We start from the raw sequence: 13,471 nt of genomic DNA, 5'->3' as shown, positions 1-13,471 counted from the left end.
TGACCGGTCAGGGGGAGTATCGCGGGTCGTGATGACGGGTTTGGTGTCATTGCCGGTCTTTGTTGCGCCGGCCGACAGCAGCTATGATCCTTGAAAGTGACTGCGAAATGTGACGGAGACCACGATGAGCAACCATGACATTTCCGTACTCCGCGAAGGCCGCGAATCAGAACTGGCCGCAGAATGGATCTACCAGGAATGGGCGCGATTCGAGTCGGACGAGACATGGGCGGAGAACCAGCAGGACATCGCGCGCTCGCGCGATGCAGCGGTCACCATTCCCAAATTCTTCGGTGCCCGCATCGACGGCGAACTGGTGGGCATCGCCAGCATCGTGCCGCACGACCTGCCAACCCGCCCGGCGCTCGGCCCCTGGCTGGCCAACGTGCTGGTCCTGCCGCAATGGCGCCGCCGCGGCATCGGCGGCGCGCTGGTCAAACACGTGATGGACTATGCCGGCAAGCTGGATGTGCCGTTCTACCTCTACACCGCCGACCAGGCCGCGCTCTACGAACGACTGGGCTGGCAGACCATCGAGCTGGACAGCTACGTCGGCAAGCCGATCACGCTGATGCGCTATCCGCCGGCCTAGGCTCTGGACTCAACTGATCCAAGATGTGACGGCGAGGACAAGGCAAATACCAGCGAGGAAATTTCGTGCGGTTTTGTCATATCGTGTGGCGATGGCGCGCCAGTCCTTGAGCCTGCAGAAGGCGCGTTCGATGAGATTGCGCTTTCTGTAGGCGACGGGGTCGAAGGGCGGAATGGCACGGCGGTTGGGCATGGGCGAGATCACCGGCCTGGTGCCTTGGCGGGTGAGGAAGGTGCTAGAGCACGTTCCGATCCATCCGGATCGGATGTCGTGCTCTATCTTGTTGATAATTAGAGCATCTTTATCCGATCAGATGATTCCATCTGATCGGATGATGCTCTAAGGTCATCGGCGTCGTAGGCCTTGTCGGCGATCAGCTCTTCTGGTGGCGGTATTGTAGGCAGAAGCGCCCTCGCGCCGCTGATGTCGGAGGCCTGTCCCGGCGTCAGGAGGAGTGCGGCGATGCGCCCCTGCTCATCTGCGACGGCGTGGATCTTAGTCGTCCGTCCACCCCTCGACCGGCCGATGGCCTGGCTTTGCGCCCCCCTTTACCGCCCGCGGCCGCGCGATGTGCCCGAACCGAGGTGCTGTCCACCATGGCGATGCGCGGCGGATCCGCGCAGGCGACAAGCGCCGCGAATATCTCCTGCCAGAGGCCACGCTGGCTCGTAAGCATCCGGTGAAAGCCGCGGTTCTTTTATTTTGTTGGCTTTTGGGAAGGCGGGATGTAGCGATTGGTTCTGTCTGATTATTTTGAAGGCAGGGCCTGGACGATCTCGGTTGCCTCACTTGTGTCGCGATGAACCTCTTCACGGATGACGCGATCTGTGACGTCATTCAGGTATTGCATCAACGCGCCATTGAGTTCCTGGAATTCTGGCCATAGCACTTGATCGACAAAAGCCTGCGGTACCCGCAGCATGACGGTGGTCAGGCGTTGCCGATAAAGGCGGTATGGCTTCAGGCCATAGCGCCGGCACAACGCCAGGAACAATCGGCGAGACCATTGGTCGCGCAGAGAAAACTGCATTTCGATGGCTTTGTCCCGGCCCTGAAGTTCCGCCAGCCTGGCCTGAACACGCCCGAGTGCGGCCTCGGCCGCTGTGCGTTCGCCGATCGTTCCCGCTCCGGCGAACAATGCCTCGATCTTGCGAAGCTTCTCCCGAAGCACGGCCTCTTCAGACACATCCAACCTCTTCCGCTGCACGTGCCGGGATTTTGCCGGCGCAGTGCCATGGCAACAACTCGTTGAGGCGGCTGGCGGGCTGATTGTTGATCCTGGCGAGCACGTCGGCGAGCCAGGCTTGCGGATCGACGTTATTGAGGCGGGCGGTCTGGATCAGGGTGTAGAGGATGGCGGCCCGTTCACCGCCGCGATCCGAGCCGCAGAACAGCCACGCCTTGCGGCCGAGCGGCACGCAACGCAGGGCGCGTTCGGCGGCATTGTTGCTGAGGCAGACACGGCCATCCTCGAGGAAGCGGGTGAAGGCGTCCCAGCGGCGGAGCATGTAGTTGATCGCCTTGGCAAGATCATGGTGGCGCGACAGCCTGGCGACCTGACCATTCAGCCAGGCATGGAGCTCGGCAACCAGCGGCGCACTGCGTTCCCGCCGCACAGCCAGCCGCTCGACGGCCGATTTGCCGTTGATGGTGCGCTCGACTTCGAACAGGGCATCGAGCCGCCGCACGGCCTCGATGGCGATCGGATAGACCGTGGCGGCTTGCCCCCCACGGCTCTTCCTGCGCGCCGCCGCGGCGATATCGGCCAGTTCGAAGAATTTCCGTCGGGCATGAGCGTGGCAGCCGGCCTCCCGCACCGGTGCAGGTGTGCGGCCATCTTTGTATAGTTCGCCATAGCCACCATAGGCATCGGCCTGCAGGATACCCGGCCAGCCGGCAAGATGGGCCTGTGGATGCTCGCCGCGCCGGTCCCGCGAATAATGGAACAGTGCCGCCGGGGGATCGGAGCCGCCGAAGGGCCGGTCGTCCCGCACATAGACCCATAGCCGTGCCGTATCGGTCTTGCCGCGCGCCATGACCGGCACCGTGGTGTCGTCGCCATGCAGGCGCGCGGCATCATGAACATGGGCTTCGATCAGCCGGTAGAGCGGCATCAGCGCATGACATGCCGCCCCGACCTGATCGGCCAGGGTCGAGACACTGAGTGGAACACCCTCGCGGGCAAAGCGCTCGGCCTGGCGGTTGAGCGGCTGGTGCTGGCCATACTTCTCGAACAAAAGCATCGCGAGAAAGCTTGCCCCCGCCCACCCGCAAGGAACGACATGGAACGGTGCCGGCGGCTGCGCGACCGCCTCGCAGGCCCGGCAGGAAAATTTCTCCCGCACCGTCTGGATCACCTTCCACTGCCGCGGGATCACCTCCAGCGTCTCGGTGATGTCCTCGCCCAGCTTTGACAGCCTGGTGCTGCCACAGGCAGGGCAGGCACAAGGGGGCTCGATCACCACACGCTCGCGCGGCAGGTGTTCGGGAAAGGGCTTTCTGGCCGGGCGCTTGCGCTCGAAACCACCAACGCGCGTCGTCTTTGCCGCGGCAGCCTCGGCAGCCAGACCATCTGCGCTGGCGTCAGCCTCGAGATCCTCGAGCTGTAATTCCAGCTGATCGAGCAGACGACGGCTGCGCTCGGCGCTGGCGCCAAATTGCTCGCGCCGCAGACGGGCAATCTGCAGCTTCAGATGCGCGATCAACGCCTCGGTCGCACTCTCCCGGGCACGCGCATCGGCCAGTCGGGCCTCGGCCTCGTCGGCCCGGCGAGCCATCGAATGCACCAGCGCTTTCAGCGCCTCGACGTCGTTCGGAAGAGTGGTTCCAGAGGTTTCCACGCCCCGAGAGAATCATGGAAAATCGCAGATTTGAAGCCAGAAAATCCCAAGCTGCCGATAAAATTGACCGCCTTTACCCCGCACTCGCCGGCCGCCACGAGTAGCGCGGATTGCGCCAGTCAATTCCCTCCAGCAGGCAGGCCAGCTGCGAACTCGTCAACGAAACCACCCCGTCCTTCGCCGACGGCCACGGAAAATATCCCTTCTCCAGCCGCTTCGAATACAGCGACATCCCCACACCATCATGCCAGATGATCTTCACCAGCGAGCCCGACCTGCCACGGAATACGAACAGATCCCCGCCGTGTGGATCCCGCTTCAACCCTCGCTCGACCAATAGCGCCAGACCCTGCATGCCACGGCGCATGTCCGTGTGCCCCAGCGCAATCCACACACGCGCTCCAACAGGGATCATCCCAGAGCCTTCAGCGTCGCCGTGACCACCGCTGGCGCCACCATGCCCTCGATCACCACCCGCGTACCGCCAGCCAGACGAACCTCGATCCGACCCTGGTTGCGCGGCGCCGCAACAGACGCCCGATCCGTATCCTCAGGCCCCGCAATCATCGCAACGGCCGACAGCTCCGGCGCCATATGAACCGGCAGGAATTGCGCAGGTGCCGAAACCAAACTCAATTCGCCAGCACGCACCAGACGGCGCCAGTTCCATAGCTGACCACGCGATATGTCATGCCGCCGCGCAACTTCCGCAAACACCGCACCAGGCGCTTCCGCTTCCGCAACAATCCGTAGCTTGTCCTCATCACGCCAGCGACGCCGGCGCTCAATTCCCGTGATGATCTCCATCCAAACACCCGCTCATAGCGTCGCTCTTACAAACGTATTTATGAGCGAATCACTCCATCATCGACAGGCAGCCTTCACCGGATAGTTACCTTGAATCAGACGCCCCGTAGTCATGGCAATAGGTACAGAACCTAGAGCACTTTCCGATCCTTTCGGATCGGATGCAGTGCTCTGCCACATTGATAATTAGCGCATCTTCCGGCCGGACGATGCCCGCGCCGCCGCCGCCGCCATGTCGCGCTGTTCGACAAGCCAGGCCTGCTGGCCCACCTGCTTGCGCAAGCCTTCGTCCAGCAGGTCGAGCAACTGGCGCGAATAGCGGTAGCCCTCGCACTCCATGGCCAGGAACCAGCGCATCGTCGGGCTGCGGTTATACAGCCCCTGCATGTACACCACCCACACCTGATAGGTTTCCGCATCGATCGCGTCGCGATGCAGGATGATGTTCTCCATGTGGTCGCAGATCAGCTCGTTCACCGCCAGCACCCTGCTGCGCAGCGGCTCCTCCTCCGGCAGGGGCAAGCCGTCGTAGAAATACGGCCGGCATTCGGGGTGGCTGATGAATGTTTGCAGGATGCTCCCGCCGACATTGTAGATTTCCCAGCTCGTCTGTGTCTCCAGCGCCTCGCGATCGCCCTTCAGCTGATTGCGGATCAGGAGGAAGCCGAGGGCTGAAATGGCTGGCGCGGCCCATGTGCCAAGCATGGTCCATTCATCGACAGTCAGCATGCACGCAGCCGCCCCCTTCGCGGCAAGAAACCGGGCCAGCGAACGACCGGCCGACATGAAAAAAGCCGGTCTGTCCCGGCAATGCGATCTTGCAACGTTCCGCGATCGGGGCCAAGGGGCGGAATACGACCCAAGCCGGCACACACCCGCAACAAGGGATCGGAACGTGCTTTAGAGGCAGGGGGCGGTCAGCTAGGCGACCTTGGGCGGCGACAGCTTGTTGACAACTCGGGCCATGACCGAACCTTACCCACAACCTCACCCACGTGGAAACTCCGGATTTAGCCAAATTAGGGCGGATGAGCGTGGACAGTAATCTGGTTTAAGGCACTGATATAAAATATTTTATGGGATCGCGCCGGATGGCTCTGGATATAGGTTTGGCGGATGGGGTGTCCGCCTTACCTTGTGATCCTACCTTAGAGAAACCCCGATATCGCCCCAGCATTAGAGCCGAAGATTGCCCTATGACGTCCATTGACGTCCTAGGACGTGCGGGATTATGGTGTATCCATGAAGGCCCGAGCATGTAGCCGGGCGGTTCGACGGAGAGTCTGACGCGATGAGCCCAGCGACCACGGACACTAGACCCCCTGCGGTTTCTGCGGTTTCTGCGGTTCCTGAATATCGGAACAATGAAATCAATGGCTTAGGTGCCAAACAAAACCGCAAACGGGTTGCGGTTCGGTTGCGGTTTTCTGCGGTTTTGTGCGGTTCGGGGTGCTGACGATGCCCAAAACCGTCTCAAAACGCTTGAACGCTCTCGCAATTACGAACGCGACCCGCGAGGGGAACCTTCACGATGGGGGCGGTTTGTATTTGCGGGTTCGGGCTGACGGCTCGAAGTCCTGGGCGTTCCGCTACACGATGGCCGGGCGGAAGCACTGGATGAGCCTCGGGCCGCTGCGTGATGTATCCCTGAGTGAAGCCCGCGAGGCTGCCCGGCAGCTACGCAATCAGGTGCGGGACGGCTTCGATCCGCTCGCCCAGCGCCGCGAACGCCAGCACCTCGCCGCCGAGCAGACTGCCAGAACATTCGATGCCGTCGCCGCTGCCTACATCGAGGCGCATCGAGCCGAGTGGAAAAACGCGAAGCATCGTCAGCAATGGGAGAACACAATCGCCACCTACGCCAGCCCGCTCATCGGCAAGCGGCCGGTTTCAGAAATCAGCCTTCTCGACGTCCGCCGGGTGCTCGATCCGATCTGGACCGTGAAGCCGGAGACTGCGAGCCGGTTGCGCGGCCGCGTCGAGGCTGTCCTGGCCTATGCGACCGTTCACGGCTGGCGCAGCGGCGACAACCCGGCGCGGTGGCAAGGGTTTCTCGACCAGATTTATGCACCGAAAACGAAGGTGCGCGCGGTCAAGCATCACGCTGCGCTTCCCTATGGCGAAATTCCCGACTTCATGGCCGAGTTGCGGCCGCGTGATGCAAGTTCGGCGCGATGCCTGGAGTTGGCAATCCTGACCGCAACCCGGTCAAAAGAGGCGCGCGGCGCCCGATGGGAAGAGATCGACTTCGACGCTGCCCTCTGGATCATCCCGAAGGAGCGCATGAAGATGAAACGCGAGCACCGCGTGCCGCTGGCACCGCGCGCCGTCGAGATATTGCGCGAGATGGCAGAACGCTTCCCCCGCCGGGATGGGCTGATCTTCCCCGGCGGCGCACCTGGCAAGCCCATGACCGACGTTGCGATCGCAAAGGCCGTTGCCGTGCTGCGGCCGGGATACACGGCGCATGGGATGCGGTCATCGTTCCGCGATTGGGCCGCCGAGATGACCAGCTTTCCGCGCGAGATCGCCGAGGTTGCGCTGGCGCACATCAACAAGGATCGAACCGAAGCGGCTTACCAGCGCGGCGATCTTCTCGCGAAGCGCCGGCAATTGATGGAAGCCTGGGCGAACTACTGCGCCGGGCTGGTCGAGGAATCTGAAAAGGTGGTGGCGATGCGCCGCGCCTGACTGATCCGTGCCGGCCGGATGCCGGCGAAAGGTGGCCCGGCGGTGTTACAGCACCGCCGGGCGATGGCCTCGATTGAATGGTCCGTAGGAGGACAAAACGATGACCGCCCAAAGAGATACCACAAAAACCGCCGCGAATGAAAACCGGCCCCGCGTGCTGGTGCTGGACGTGGCCCGCCGGGCCGATGCTGCCGCCCGCGACTTGGCGGCGATGGCCGCGAATGAGAGCGAGCGACGGCTTGTCGGCTTGATCCTCGAAGGCGCGATGGCGCGTGCGGGGCTGGCATGAACCGGCGCAGCACGATCCGGGCCGCGATGGCTGGCGCTGCTGCCGCCATTGCCGCCCCAGCCGTGGCGAACGCTGCCAGCAACCCCGACGCTGCGCTGATCGCGCTCTGTGATCGGTTTGTGGCTCAAGAGCGGATTTATCTGTCCTATTTCTCCGGCGGCGCGAACTACATCGCGGACGACGACGAGCGGGACGCCATCATCGAACCAATGCAGGACGCGCAAGGGCGGCTTGTTGACGCCATTGTGCAGCATCGGGCCACTACGCCGGCTGGGCTGATGGCTGTTGCGCGGTGCTTTGCGGAATACTGCCCCGACAAGGAAAACCCAGCCGACGAAATGTATCCCGAGCAAAAACTGGCGACGATGATCGCACGCGATGTTCGGGGGCTGGCATGACGCGCCCCGTCAAGAGCGTGGTTGAAATCCGCGTTGCCGATGTAGAGGACAGCACCACCCGGATGCAGGATGCCGCCCGCGCCTTGCGGTTGTTCATGACCAATCTTCCAGCCGCGCCCGACGAATACAGGTTGCGCTCCCTGCGCTGGCTGGCGGATGCGGTTGAAACCGAGGCAGACGTGTTGCGGGATAACTGGCAGAAATTCTGCGACGATGCGGGCATGAACTCCGGCGAGCAGGCAGCATGAGCGGGGGCAAGAGAAAAGGCGGGGAGCAATCCCCGCCCGAGCCTCAATTTGCCGAAATCGTTAAGGCGGATGGAACAATAATATTCCGGGCGGAGGTTCCACCTCCACGGTTTCGCCAACTAGACGCTGAGGCGCAATCGCGCATCGTCTCCGCAGTTAGACTGCCTCTTGCGGTGTCCGACGAACTGGCCGCAGCAGCTTGGCGCAATGTGCACATGGTGATGTTCTCACTTGCTCACGCGATTGAACCTCGTCCTGACACGTTCAAGAAATCTGACTGGCTGAAAATGAAAAAGTTGGCTGGCGAGCTTAAGCACTTATGCGCTCGGCACGTTCGAGAGCAGCCAGAAACAGCCGAGCAAGACCCCTGTTTTGATCTAATTGGGCGGCTCGACCATCTAGAAAATTGGTCGAAGCGACAATCTGCGATGTCTGGCCGAGCGCGCGGCCAGCCTCGCCCAAATTGGCTTAACGGCGCGTTGGAAGACTTTCGCCTTTCATTTGCTCACTTGTTCGGCGTCGAACCAACAGACGCGCCCAAAGCCCCCTTCAATCGGTTTGTTCAGGCAACCTTGCGCGAACTCGCGGGCATTGAAATCGGAAGCGACTGGTTACGCGATAAGCGCAGAAAACAAGGCGGGAAGTAATCTGAAAAAAACTGCTTTGTTCCCGCAAAAGGACTTTGTCAGTACGATACGCGACCTGATAACTGGATCGTCAGTCCATTAACATCCGTATGGAGTAAGGAATGACGACTGACACAAAACTTCTCTACCGGCCAGCCGAGGCGCAGGCCGCCCTAGGCGTCAGACACGCAAAGTTCTGGGAGTTGGTGAAGGCCGGGACGTTCGACGTCCGCAAGCTGGGCCGCTCGACGTTCATCACCGCTGAGAGCCTCCGCCGGTTCGCTGAGAACCTGCCCAAGAGCGCGGCCTGATCCCCAAAATGCAAACCGCCCCGAAAACCTACTGGCTCCGGAGCGGCGCGGAAATCTTTGGATTGCTTGGCGGCGATCAAGAGATAGACGTGCCGGCGCTCGGCTGCAAGCGGTTTTTCGGGCAGAAAGGATGCCCTAAATGGTTGACCGCAAAACCGCTGCCGACCGGCAGCACGACCGACTCATCGACGACATCGAAACCCGTTCCCGCCGCCGCATTTTGACAATTGAGATGCCCGAGGCTGATCTGCGCCGGGCCGCCCGCTCGCTCGCCAGCCGGGCGGACTGGATCATGGCGAAGCGCGAGAGGGACAGTGTTCTTCGCGCAGCCGCCGACATCGAGGCCCGCCATTGTCGCCGCATCGCCGAGGCGCTGGCTGGGCTGATCAGGGAGGGCAACTAATGGCCTCGCTGGACACCGCGCTCGACCTCGCCGCCGCCGGCCGCGCCGTTTTCCCCGTAGGCAACGACAAGTCGCCTCGCTGCCCGCGCGGTCACCTTGCCGCCTCGACCGATCCCACCACGATCCGCGCTCTGCACCGCGATTACGGATTCGTCCTGATCGGGATCGCGACCGGCGAACGCTCCGGCATCGCCGCGCTCGACATCGACAACAAGCCCGGCGGCCTCGAATGGTTCGCCGCGAACCGCGACAAGTTGCCCGCGACCCGGACGCATCGCACCCGCTCCGGCGGGCTGCATCTGTGGTTCAAACACCGGCCCGGATTGCGTTCCAGCGTAGCGGCAATTGCGCCCGGTATCGACGTCCGGGCGGACGGGGGATCGTGCATCTGGTGGCCAGCCGCCGGCCTCCCTGTCCTGTCTGCCGGCCCGCTGGCCGAGTGGCCTAACTGGCTGGTACCGCCGCCGAAACCGGCCTGGACGCCGCCCCCTGCCGCCCCCTGGACTGGCGGCGATCACCGCAGCCGCCGCTATGCCGAGGCGGCCCTACGGCGCGCAATCGAGCGTGTCGCCGGCGCCGCGCCTGGCACCCGCAACGCCACGTTGAACGCCGAGACTTACGGGTTGTTGCGCCTGACCACGACAGGCGGCCTGTCCTCCGGCGAGGTGGCGGAGGCGATGGCACACGCCGCCATCGTCGCCGGCCTCGAACGGCGCGAGATCGAGGCGACTCTCAAATCGGCACTATCGGCGCGCGGGGGTGCAGCATGAACCATTTCAACGCCGAGCAGATAGCCCGCGATGCCGCCGCGAAGGCGAGCACGCCACCGGAGTTGAAACGCCCGCTCCGGCGCGAGACGCCGCCCCCCGCGCCTTACCCCATGGGCGCCCTCCTCAGCCTGCGCCCAGCCGTCGAGGCGATCCAGCGCCGCACGCAAGCGCCGGGCGCGCTCTGCGCTGCATCGGTGCTCGCCGCTGCCGGGTTCGCAACCTCGATCCACCACGATGTCGAGATCCCCAGCGTCGGAAATCGCCCGCTGGTGACGGCCTTTCTTACTATCGCTCAATCCGGCGAACGAAAAACGAGCGTTGACCTTATCGCCAGCCTGCCAATCCGCCGCGCTGAGGCCGCGCTGGCGGCTCAATACGAAGCCGAGCAAGCAGCCTATAGCCGCGACAAAGAGGCTTTCGACGCCGCCCGGATCGAGGCGCGGAAGGCTGCCAAGGACGGCCGCGCCGCTGCGGAGCGGGCGCTGGCCGATGTCGGATCGGAACCGAAGGCGCCGGCCCCGCCGATGCTCACGGCCGAGGAAGGCACGATTGAGGGGGTGGTTAACCTTTTGACGCTGAGGCCCTACGCCGCGATCTTCTCGGCCGAGGGCGGCATGTTCCTTGGCGGTCATGCTATGTCAGAAGATGCCGCCGTTCGCACGATGACCACGATCAACACCTTGTGGGACGGCTCACCGATCAAAAGGCTTCGCGCGGGCAAATCGACCTTTGCCCAAGGGCGCCGCGCCTCGCTCTCGCTTGCGGTTCAGCGTTCCGTGGCCGGCATCCTGCTGGGAAACGCCAGCGCGCGGGATAATGGGCTGTTGGCCCGTATGCTCATATCGGAACCGGAAACGACTATCGGCACCCGCCTATGGCGTGACCGTGAACCGGGCTTCGATGAGTTCCTGGACGAATACAACGGCCGCCTTGGCGACCTGCTCGCCCAGCAGCCCCGGCGCCTCGAAGGATCGGACGGCCTCGATCCCGAGCCGCTACCCTTCAATGTCGAGGCGGAACGCCGCCTGATCCAGTTTCACGATGCAACCGAGCGCGACCTGGCGGACGGGCGCCGATACGCCTCAATCCGTGGTTTCGGCGCAAAGATGGTTGAGCACGCCTCACGTCTCGCGGGCATCCTCGCGGCATACGCCGGCCAGACCTACATCGACGCCGAAGCGTTCGATGCCGGCGCCGCACTGGCAAGCTGGTATGCGTCAGAACAGTTGCGCCTCGGCGAGACGGTTGCACCCGATCCCGAGCTGGACGCAGCGACGGAACTGCTCGCATGGTGGAAGGCGCAGCCCGATCCGCGCCTTTACCTCACTGCGCTTTACAAGTCCGGGCCGAACCGGCTGCGGCAGGCCGCCGATGCCAAGCGCGCCGTTGCCATTCTCGAAGATCACGGATGGATCGAGCGGCTGCCGGCCGGAACGGTGCTCGACGGAAGCCCGAGGCGTGAAGCCTGGGGACTCATCCAATGATGCAGGTAAGGACAAAAGCCGAGTTCAGCCGCGTCATCGAGGTTGCTTCGCGCCTCGTGCCGTGGCGCCTGCCGCTCTATGCAGCCGCAGCCGAGGGGCTGGTCCAGCTTGTCGAGGTAACGCCCGGCGCCGGGCTTCCCAAATCCCTCGACCGGGCAGCGCGGCCGCTGGTCATCCTCGTTGGTGACGATGGCGATGCACCCATCGGCCCGGCTGGCTGGCGATGCACGCCAAGGCTGCGGCGGATGGCCCGCAGTGCCGTGATCCACGCGACGGGCGGTGAACCGCTGCATTATCGAAACGCAGTCAATGCCGCTGTATCGGGCGCGGCGCCGCTCGCCCTGATCGAGACAACGACCCAGCAGGCCCAAGCCTGGCGTGCAGTATTCGGGCAGCGGCCTCAAATATTGATCCTCCCGCCGCCGGGCGACCGTCACCCGCGCGTCACGCCGGCCCAGCCGACACACTGACGGCATACAGGCGCCCGTAAACGTATCCAAGACGGGCGCCAAATCCCCAGACGACTGACATAAACAAGCCTATTGCTGGAATGGATCAGCGATAGCGGCGGAAACCACGTCCGCCGTATATCGTTGAGATGGCACCTGCGGCGCAATCGGTGCAGATGTAGTGCGCAAGCCGGTTCAAATAATGATCGTCTATGATCCATAGTAATTCATAGTAATATGCTACCGTATGCCGAACAGTATATTTAATATTTCTTGTCTCCTATCCGCCATTTCTGCTATTATTTGAAAAGTTGACTATAGGAATGCAGTAAATGGGCAAGCCGTTTTCAGAGATGACCCCGCTTGAACAGCACGTGAACCGGCGGCGGATGCGCGCCGGCTTCGATGCGGGATGGACCGAGGAAATCGGCGTTCGCGATCTGGCTGGGCGCGAGGGCGATATCGTCTCTGCCGCGATCCTCGATCACGTTCAGCGCGTCCAGCGAGCAACTGATTCCGCCCGGCAGAACGAAAATGCGCTGAACGGCACGTTGAAGCGTCTCGGGCTCGACCGTTGAAAGGAAATCAGATGGACCTTCAGGACATTCTCAACCTCCGCGATGCAGGCCTGCCGCAGCGGGCGCGCGAAGCCTATCAGGCGGCGATCAGCCGGGTTGCGACCGCGACCACGGCAATCAGCGATGCCGAGGCCGCCGTTGCCGCAGCCCGCGCCACCCGCGCCAACCTCGTGCAGCGGGCCGCCGAAGGCGAGGCTATCGACACTGGCGAACTCATGAAGGCCGAGGCCGCCATCCGCGCCGCCGAGGATAGCGTCCTGTTCCGGCGCGAAAGCGTTGCCGCTGCCGAGGCCGCCGTCACGAAGGCCGGCGATGATCTCCGCACCGCAGAGCAGCGCGCTTGGGAGCCTGTTCTCGCTGCCGGGATCAAGCTGCGGATCGAAGGCGCGGCTATGATCGTTGAGGCAAAGCGACTGCTCGCAAACGGCGAGGCGGCTTTCAGTGCCGGCGTTGAAGCGGTCGGGCGGGCAATGGCCGGTGGCGTCAATCTCCGGCTGGGCTTCATGCCGGGGGCCAACCCCGAGATGTTCAACGGCGTTCTCAGCCCCGAGCATCCGAACCCGGACGCGGAGCGCCGCACGTGGTCCGCGCATCTCGACGCAGAGGGCGACGTGATCCTGCCGGATACCGCCCGCAAGCTGCTGGAAGCCGCCGAATGACCGTTGGAAGCGTCAACCCGTTCAATCCCGCCGGCACGGTCGCCATTGCCGCGACCTCGACCAGCGCGAGCACGGCATTGCCGGCGAAGGGCGATACGGTGGTGGTGACGAACCCCACGGCCTCGCTTGCCTTCGTCCGCGTCGGCAATGGGCCGCAGATCGCCAGCGAGAGCGATATGCCGGTGGCGGGTGGAACGCGGGCACGCATCTTTGCCGGGCCCTACGTCAACCAGATCGGCGCCGTCATGCCGGGCGGCTCCGGCACGATCTACGCGACGGTAGGTGATGGCACCGAATTCTGAGACCGCGCCGCCTATCCAGCGCGC

At 63.4% G+C, this 13,471-nt stretch carries 22 protein-coding genes; 14 read left to right on the top strand and 8 right to left on the bottom strand.

The features are described from left to right. The first annotated feature begins 124 nt into the window (after positions 1–124). Complete coding sequence (locus HUW10_RS13395; RefSeq protein ID WP_174503958.1) at positions 125–592, top strand: GNAT family N-acetyltransferase; 468 nt, start codon at positions 125–127, stop codon at positions 590–592. 9 nt (positions 593–601) lie between these two features. Here the strand turns inward: HUW10_RS13395 and HUW10_RS13390 are convergent, their stop codons facing one another. From HUW10_RS13390 to HUW10_RS13355, 8 genes are all read right to left on the bottom strand, one after another. Beyond that, entirely contained in the window at positions 602–784 is a 183-nt protein-coding gene (locus HUW10_RS13390; RefSeq protein ID WP_174503957.1) for a transposase, read from the bottom strand. Positions 785–882: 98 nt separating this feature from the next. Further along, on the bottom strand, positions 883–1,056 hold the full coding sequence (locus HUW10_RS18700; protein WP_371808646.1) for a hypothetical protein: 174 nt from the start codon (positions 1,054–1,056) through the stop codon (positions 883–885). Continuing rightward, positions 1,038–1,268 (bottom strand): hypothetical protein, encoded by a 231-nt coding sequence (locus HUW10_RS13380; protein ID WP_174503956.1) that lies wholly within the window; start codon positions 1,266–1,268, stop codon positions 1,038–1,040. The genes HUW10_RS18700 and HUW10_RS13380 overlap by 19 nt, the downstream gene beginning before the upstream one ends. A 72-nt stretch (positions 1,269–1,340) precedes the next feature. Continuing rightward, positions 1,341–1,778, bottom strand: a complete 438-nt coding sequence (locus tag HUW10_RS13375; RefSeq protein WP_174503955.1) for a hypothetical protein — start codon at positions 1,776–1,778, stop codon at positions 1,341–1,343. Further along, complete coding sequence (gene tnpC, locus HUW10_RS13370) at positions 1,771–3,432, bottom strand: IS66 family transposase (RefSeq protein WP_174503954.1); 1,662 nt, start codon at positions 3,430–3,432, stop codon at positions 1,771–1,773. Before tnpC ends, HUW10_RS13375 begins: the two co-directional genes overlap by 8 nt. A gap of 73 nt (positions 3,433–3,505) precedes the next feature. Next, positions 3,506–3,847 carry an IS66 family insertion sequence element accessory protein TnpB gene (gene tnpB / locus HUW10_RS13365; protein ID WP_011941775.1) on the bottom strand — a complete coding sequence of 114 codons (342 nt, stop codon included), beginning with the start codon at positions 3,845–3,847 and terminating at the stop codon, positions 3,506–3,508. Beyond that, entirely contained in the window at positions 3,844–4,239 is a 396-nt protein-coding gene (gene tnpA / locus HUW10_RS13360) for an IS66-like element accessory protein TnpA (RefSeq protein ID WP_236656386.1), read from the bottom strand. Before tnpA ends, tnpB begins: the two co-directional genes overlap by 4 nt. Before the next feature lie 186 nt (positions 4,240–4,425). Continuing rightward, positions 4,426–5,025, bottom strand: coding sequence for a hypothetical protein (locus HUW10_RS13355; RefSeq protein ID WP_174503953.1), 600 nt, complete (start codon positions 5,023–5,025; stop codon positions 4,426–4,428). Between the two features lie 672 nt (positions 5,026–5,697). Here HUW10_RS13355 and HUW10_RS13350 point away from each other — a divergent pair. The 13 genes from HUW10_RS13350 to HUW10_RS13290 all read left to right on the top strand — a co-directional run bounded on the left by HUW10_RS13350 (position 5,698) and on the right by HUW10_RS13290 (position 13,447). Continuing rightward, positions 5,698–6,930 carry a site-specific integrase gene (locus HUW10_RS13350; protein ID WP_174504880.1) on the top strand — a complete coding sequence of 411 codons (1,233 nt, stop codon included), beginning with the start codon at positions 5,698–5,700 and terminating at the stop codon, positions 6,928–6,930. 100 nt (positions 6,931–7,030) lie between these two features. Then, positions 7,031–7,219 (top strand): hypothetical protein, encoded by a 189-nt coding sequence (locus HUW10_RS13345; protein ID WP_174503952.1) that lies wholly within the window; start codon positions 7,031–7,033, stop codon positions 7,217–7,219. Beyond that, on the top strand, positions 7,216–7,617 hold the full coding sequence (locus HUW10_RS13340) for a hypothetical protein (protein ID WP_174503951.1): 402 nt from the start codon (positions 7,216–7,218) through the stop codon (positions 7,615–7,617). Before HUW10_RS13345 ends, HUW10_RS13340 begins: the two co-directional genes overlap by 4 nt. Continuing rightward, the gene (locus HUW10_RS13335) at positions 7,614–7,865 is read left to right on the top strand and encodes a hypothetical protein (protein ID WP_174503950.1); all 252 of its coding nucleotides are present in this window, start codon (positions 7,614–7,616) and stop codon (positions 7,863–7,865) included. The genes HUW10_RS13340 and HUW10_RS13335 overlap by 4 nt, the downstream gene beginning before the upstream one ends. Further along, positions 7,862–8,512, top strand: a complete 651-nt coding sequence (locus tag HUW10_RS13330) for a hypothetical protein (protein WP_174503949.1) — start codon at positions 7,862–7,864, stop codon at positions 8,510–8,512. Before HUW10_RS13335 ends, HUW10_RS13330 begins: the two co-directional genes overlap by 4 nt. A gap of 101 nt (positions 8,513–8,613) precedes the next feature. Continuing rightward, positions 8,614–8,802, top strand: a complete 189-nt coding sequence (locus HUW10_RS13325) for an AlpA family transcriptional regulator (RefSeq protein ID WP_043509204.1) — start codon at positions 8,614–8,616, stop codon at positions 8,800–8,802. A gap of 139 nt (positions 8,803–8,941) precedes the next feature. Further along, positions 8,942–9,205, top strand: a complete 264-nt coding sequence (locus tag HUW10_RS13320; RefSeq protein ID WP_174503948.1) for a hypothetical protein — start codon at positions 8,942–8,944, stop codon at positions 9,203–9,205. Beyond that, positions 9,205–9,975, top strand: a complete 771-nt coding sequence (locus HUW10_RS13315; RefSeq protein ID WP_174503947.1) for a bifunctional DNA primase/polymerase — start codon at positions 9,205–9,207, stop codon at positions 9,973–9,975. The genes HUW10_RS13320 and HUW10_RS13315 overlap by 1 nt, the downstream gene beginning before the upstream one ends. Continuing rightward, the gene (locus tag HUW10_RS13310) at positions 9,972–11,459 is read left to right on the top strand and encodes a YfjI family protein (protein WP_174503946.1); all 1,488 of its coding nucleotides are present in this window, start codon (positions 9,972–9,974) and stop codon (positions 11,457–11,459) included. Before HUW10_RS13315 ends, HUW10_RS13310 begins: the two co-directional genes overlap by 4 nt. After that, a complete protein-coding gene (locus HUW10_RS13305; protein WP_174503945.1) occupies positions 11,456–11,929 on the top strand; it encodes a hypothetical protein in 474 nt (157 codons plus the stop codon). Before HUW10_RS13310 ends, HUW10_RS13305 begins: the two co-directional genes overlap by 4 nt. 332 nt (positions 11,930–12,261) lie before the next feature. Next, positions 12,262–12,486 carry a hypothetical protein gene (locus tag HUW10_RS13300; RefSeq protein WP_174503944.1) on the top strand — a complete coding sequence of 75 codons (225 nt, stop codon included), beginning with the start codon at positions 12,262–12,264 and terminating at the stop codon, positions 12,484–12,486. An 11-nt stretch (positions 12,487–12,497) separates the two neighbouring features. Continuing rightward, positions 12,498–13,145, top strand: coding sequence for a hypothetical protein (locus HUW10_RS13295; RefSeq protein ID WP_174503943.1), 648 nt, complete (start codon positions 12,498–12,500; stop codon positions 13,143–13,145). Continuing rightward, complete coding sequence (locus HUW10_RS13290; protein WP_174503942.1) at positions 13,142–13,447, top strand: hypothetical protein; 306 nt, start codon at positions 13,142–13,144, stop codon at positions 13,445–13,447. The genes HUW10_RS13295 and HUW10_RS13290 overlap by 4 nt, the downstream gene beginning before the upstream one ends. Positions 13,448–13,471 lie beyond the last annotated feature (24 nt).

It is taken from the genome of Acidiphilium sp. C61 (assembly GCF_905116885.1).
Taxonomy (GTDB): domain Bacteria; phylum Pseudomonadota; class Alphaproteobacteria; order Acetobacterales; family Acetobacteraceae; genus Acidiphilium.
Note: the sequence above shows the minus strand (reverse complement) of the source record. Positions and strands in the feature narration are given on the sequence as shown.

Coding starts and splice junctions, on each gene's coding strand:
- HUW10_RS13395 (WP_174503958.1), top strand. CDS start 125: ATGAGCAACCATGACATTTCCGTACTCCGCGAAGGCCGCGAATCAGAA.
- HUW10_RS13390 (WP_174503957.1), bottom strand. CDS start 784: ATGCCCAACCGCCGTGCCATTCCGCCCTTCGACCCCGTCGCCTACAGA.
- HUW10_RS13380 (WP_174503956.1), bottom strand. CDS start 1,268: ATGCTTACGAGCCAGCGTGGCCTCTGGCAGGAGATATTCGCGGCGCTT.
- tnpB (WP_011941775.1), bottom strand. CDS start 3,847: ATGATCCCTGTTGGAGCGCGTGTGTGGATTGCGCTGGGGCACACGGAC.
- tnpA (WP_236656386.1), bottom strand. CDS start 4,239: ATGGAGATCATCACGGGAATTGAGCGCCGGCGTCGCTGGCGTGATGAG.
- HUW10_RS13355 (WP_174503953.1), bottom strand. CDS start 5,025: ATGTCGGCCGGTCGTTCGCTGGCCCGGTTTCTTGCCGCGAAGGGGGCG.
- HUW10_RS13350 (WP_174504880.1), top strand. CDS start 5,698: ATGCCCAAAACCGTCTCAAAACGCTTGAACGCTCTCGCAATTACGAAC.
- HUW10_RS13345 (WP_174503952.1), top strand. CDS start 7,031: ATGACCGCCCAAAGAGATACCACAAAAACCGCCGCGAATGAAAACCGG.
- HUW10_RS13340 (WP_174503951.1), top strand. CDS start 7,216: ATGAACCGGCGCAGCACGATCCGGGCCGCGATGGCTGGCGCTGCTGCC.
- HUW10_RS13335 (WP_174503950.1), top strand. CDS start 7,614: ATGACGCGCCCCGTCAAGAGCGTGGTTGAAATCCGCGTTGCCGATGTA.
- HUW10_RS13330 (WP_174503949.1), top strand. CDS start 7,862: ATGAGCGGGGGCAAGAGAAAAGGCGGGGAGCAATCCCCGCCCGAGCCT.
- HUW10_RS13325 (WP_043509204.1), top strand. CDS start 8,614: ATGACGACTGACACAAAACTTCTCTACCGGCCAGCCGAGGCGCAGGCC.
- HUW10_RS13320 (WP_174503948.1), top strand. CDS start 8,942: ATGGTTGACCGCAAAACCGCTGCCGACCGGCAGCACGACCGACTCATC.
- HUW10_RS13315 (WP_174503947.1), top strand. CDS start 9,205: ATGGCCTCGCTGGACACCGCGCTCGACCTCGCCGCCGCCGGCCGCGCC.
- HUW10_RS13310 (WP_174503946.1), top strand. CDS start 9,972: ATGAACCATTTCAACGCCGAGCAGATAGCCCGCGATGCCGCCGCGAAG.
- HUW10_RS13305 (WP_174503945.1), top strand. CDS start 11,456: ATGATGCAGGTAAGGACAAAAGCCGAGTTCAGCCGCGTCATCGAGGTT.
- HUW10_RS13300 (WP_174503944.1), top strand. CDS start 12,262: ATGACCCCGCTTGAACAGCACGTGAACCGGCGGCGGATGCGCGCCGGC.
- HUW10_RS13295 (WP_174503943.1), top strand. CDS start 12,498: ATGGACCTTCAGGACATTCTCAACCTCCGCGATGCAGGCCTGCCGCAG.
- HUW10_RS13290 (WP_174503942.1), top strand. CDS start 13,142: ATGACCGTTGGAAGCGTCAACCCGTTCAATCCCGCCGGCACGGTCGCC.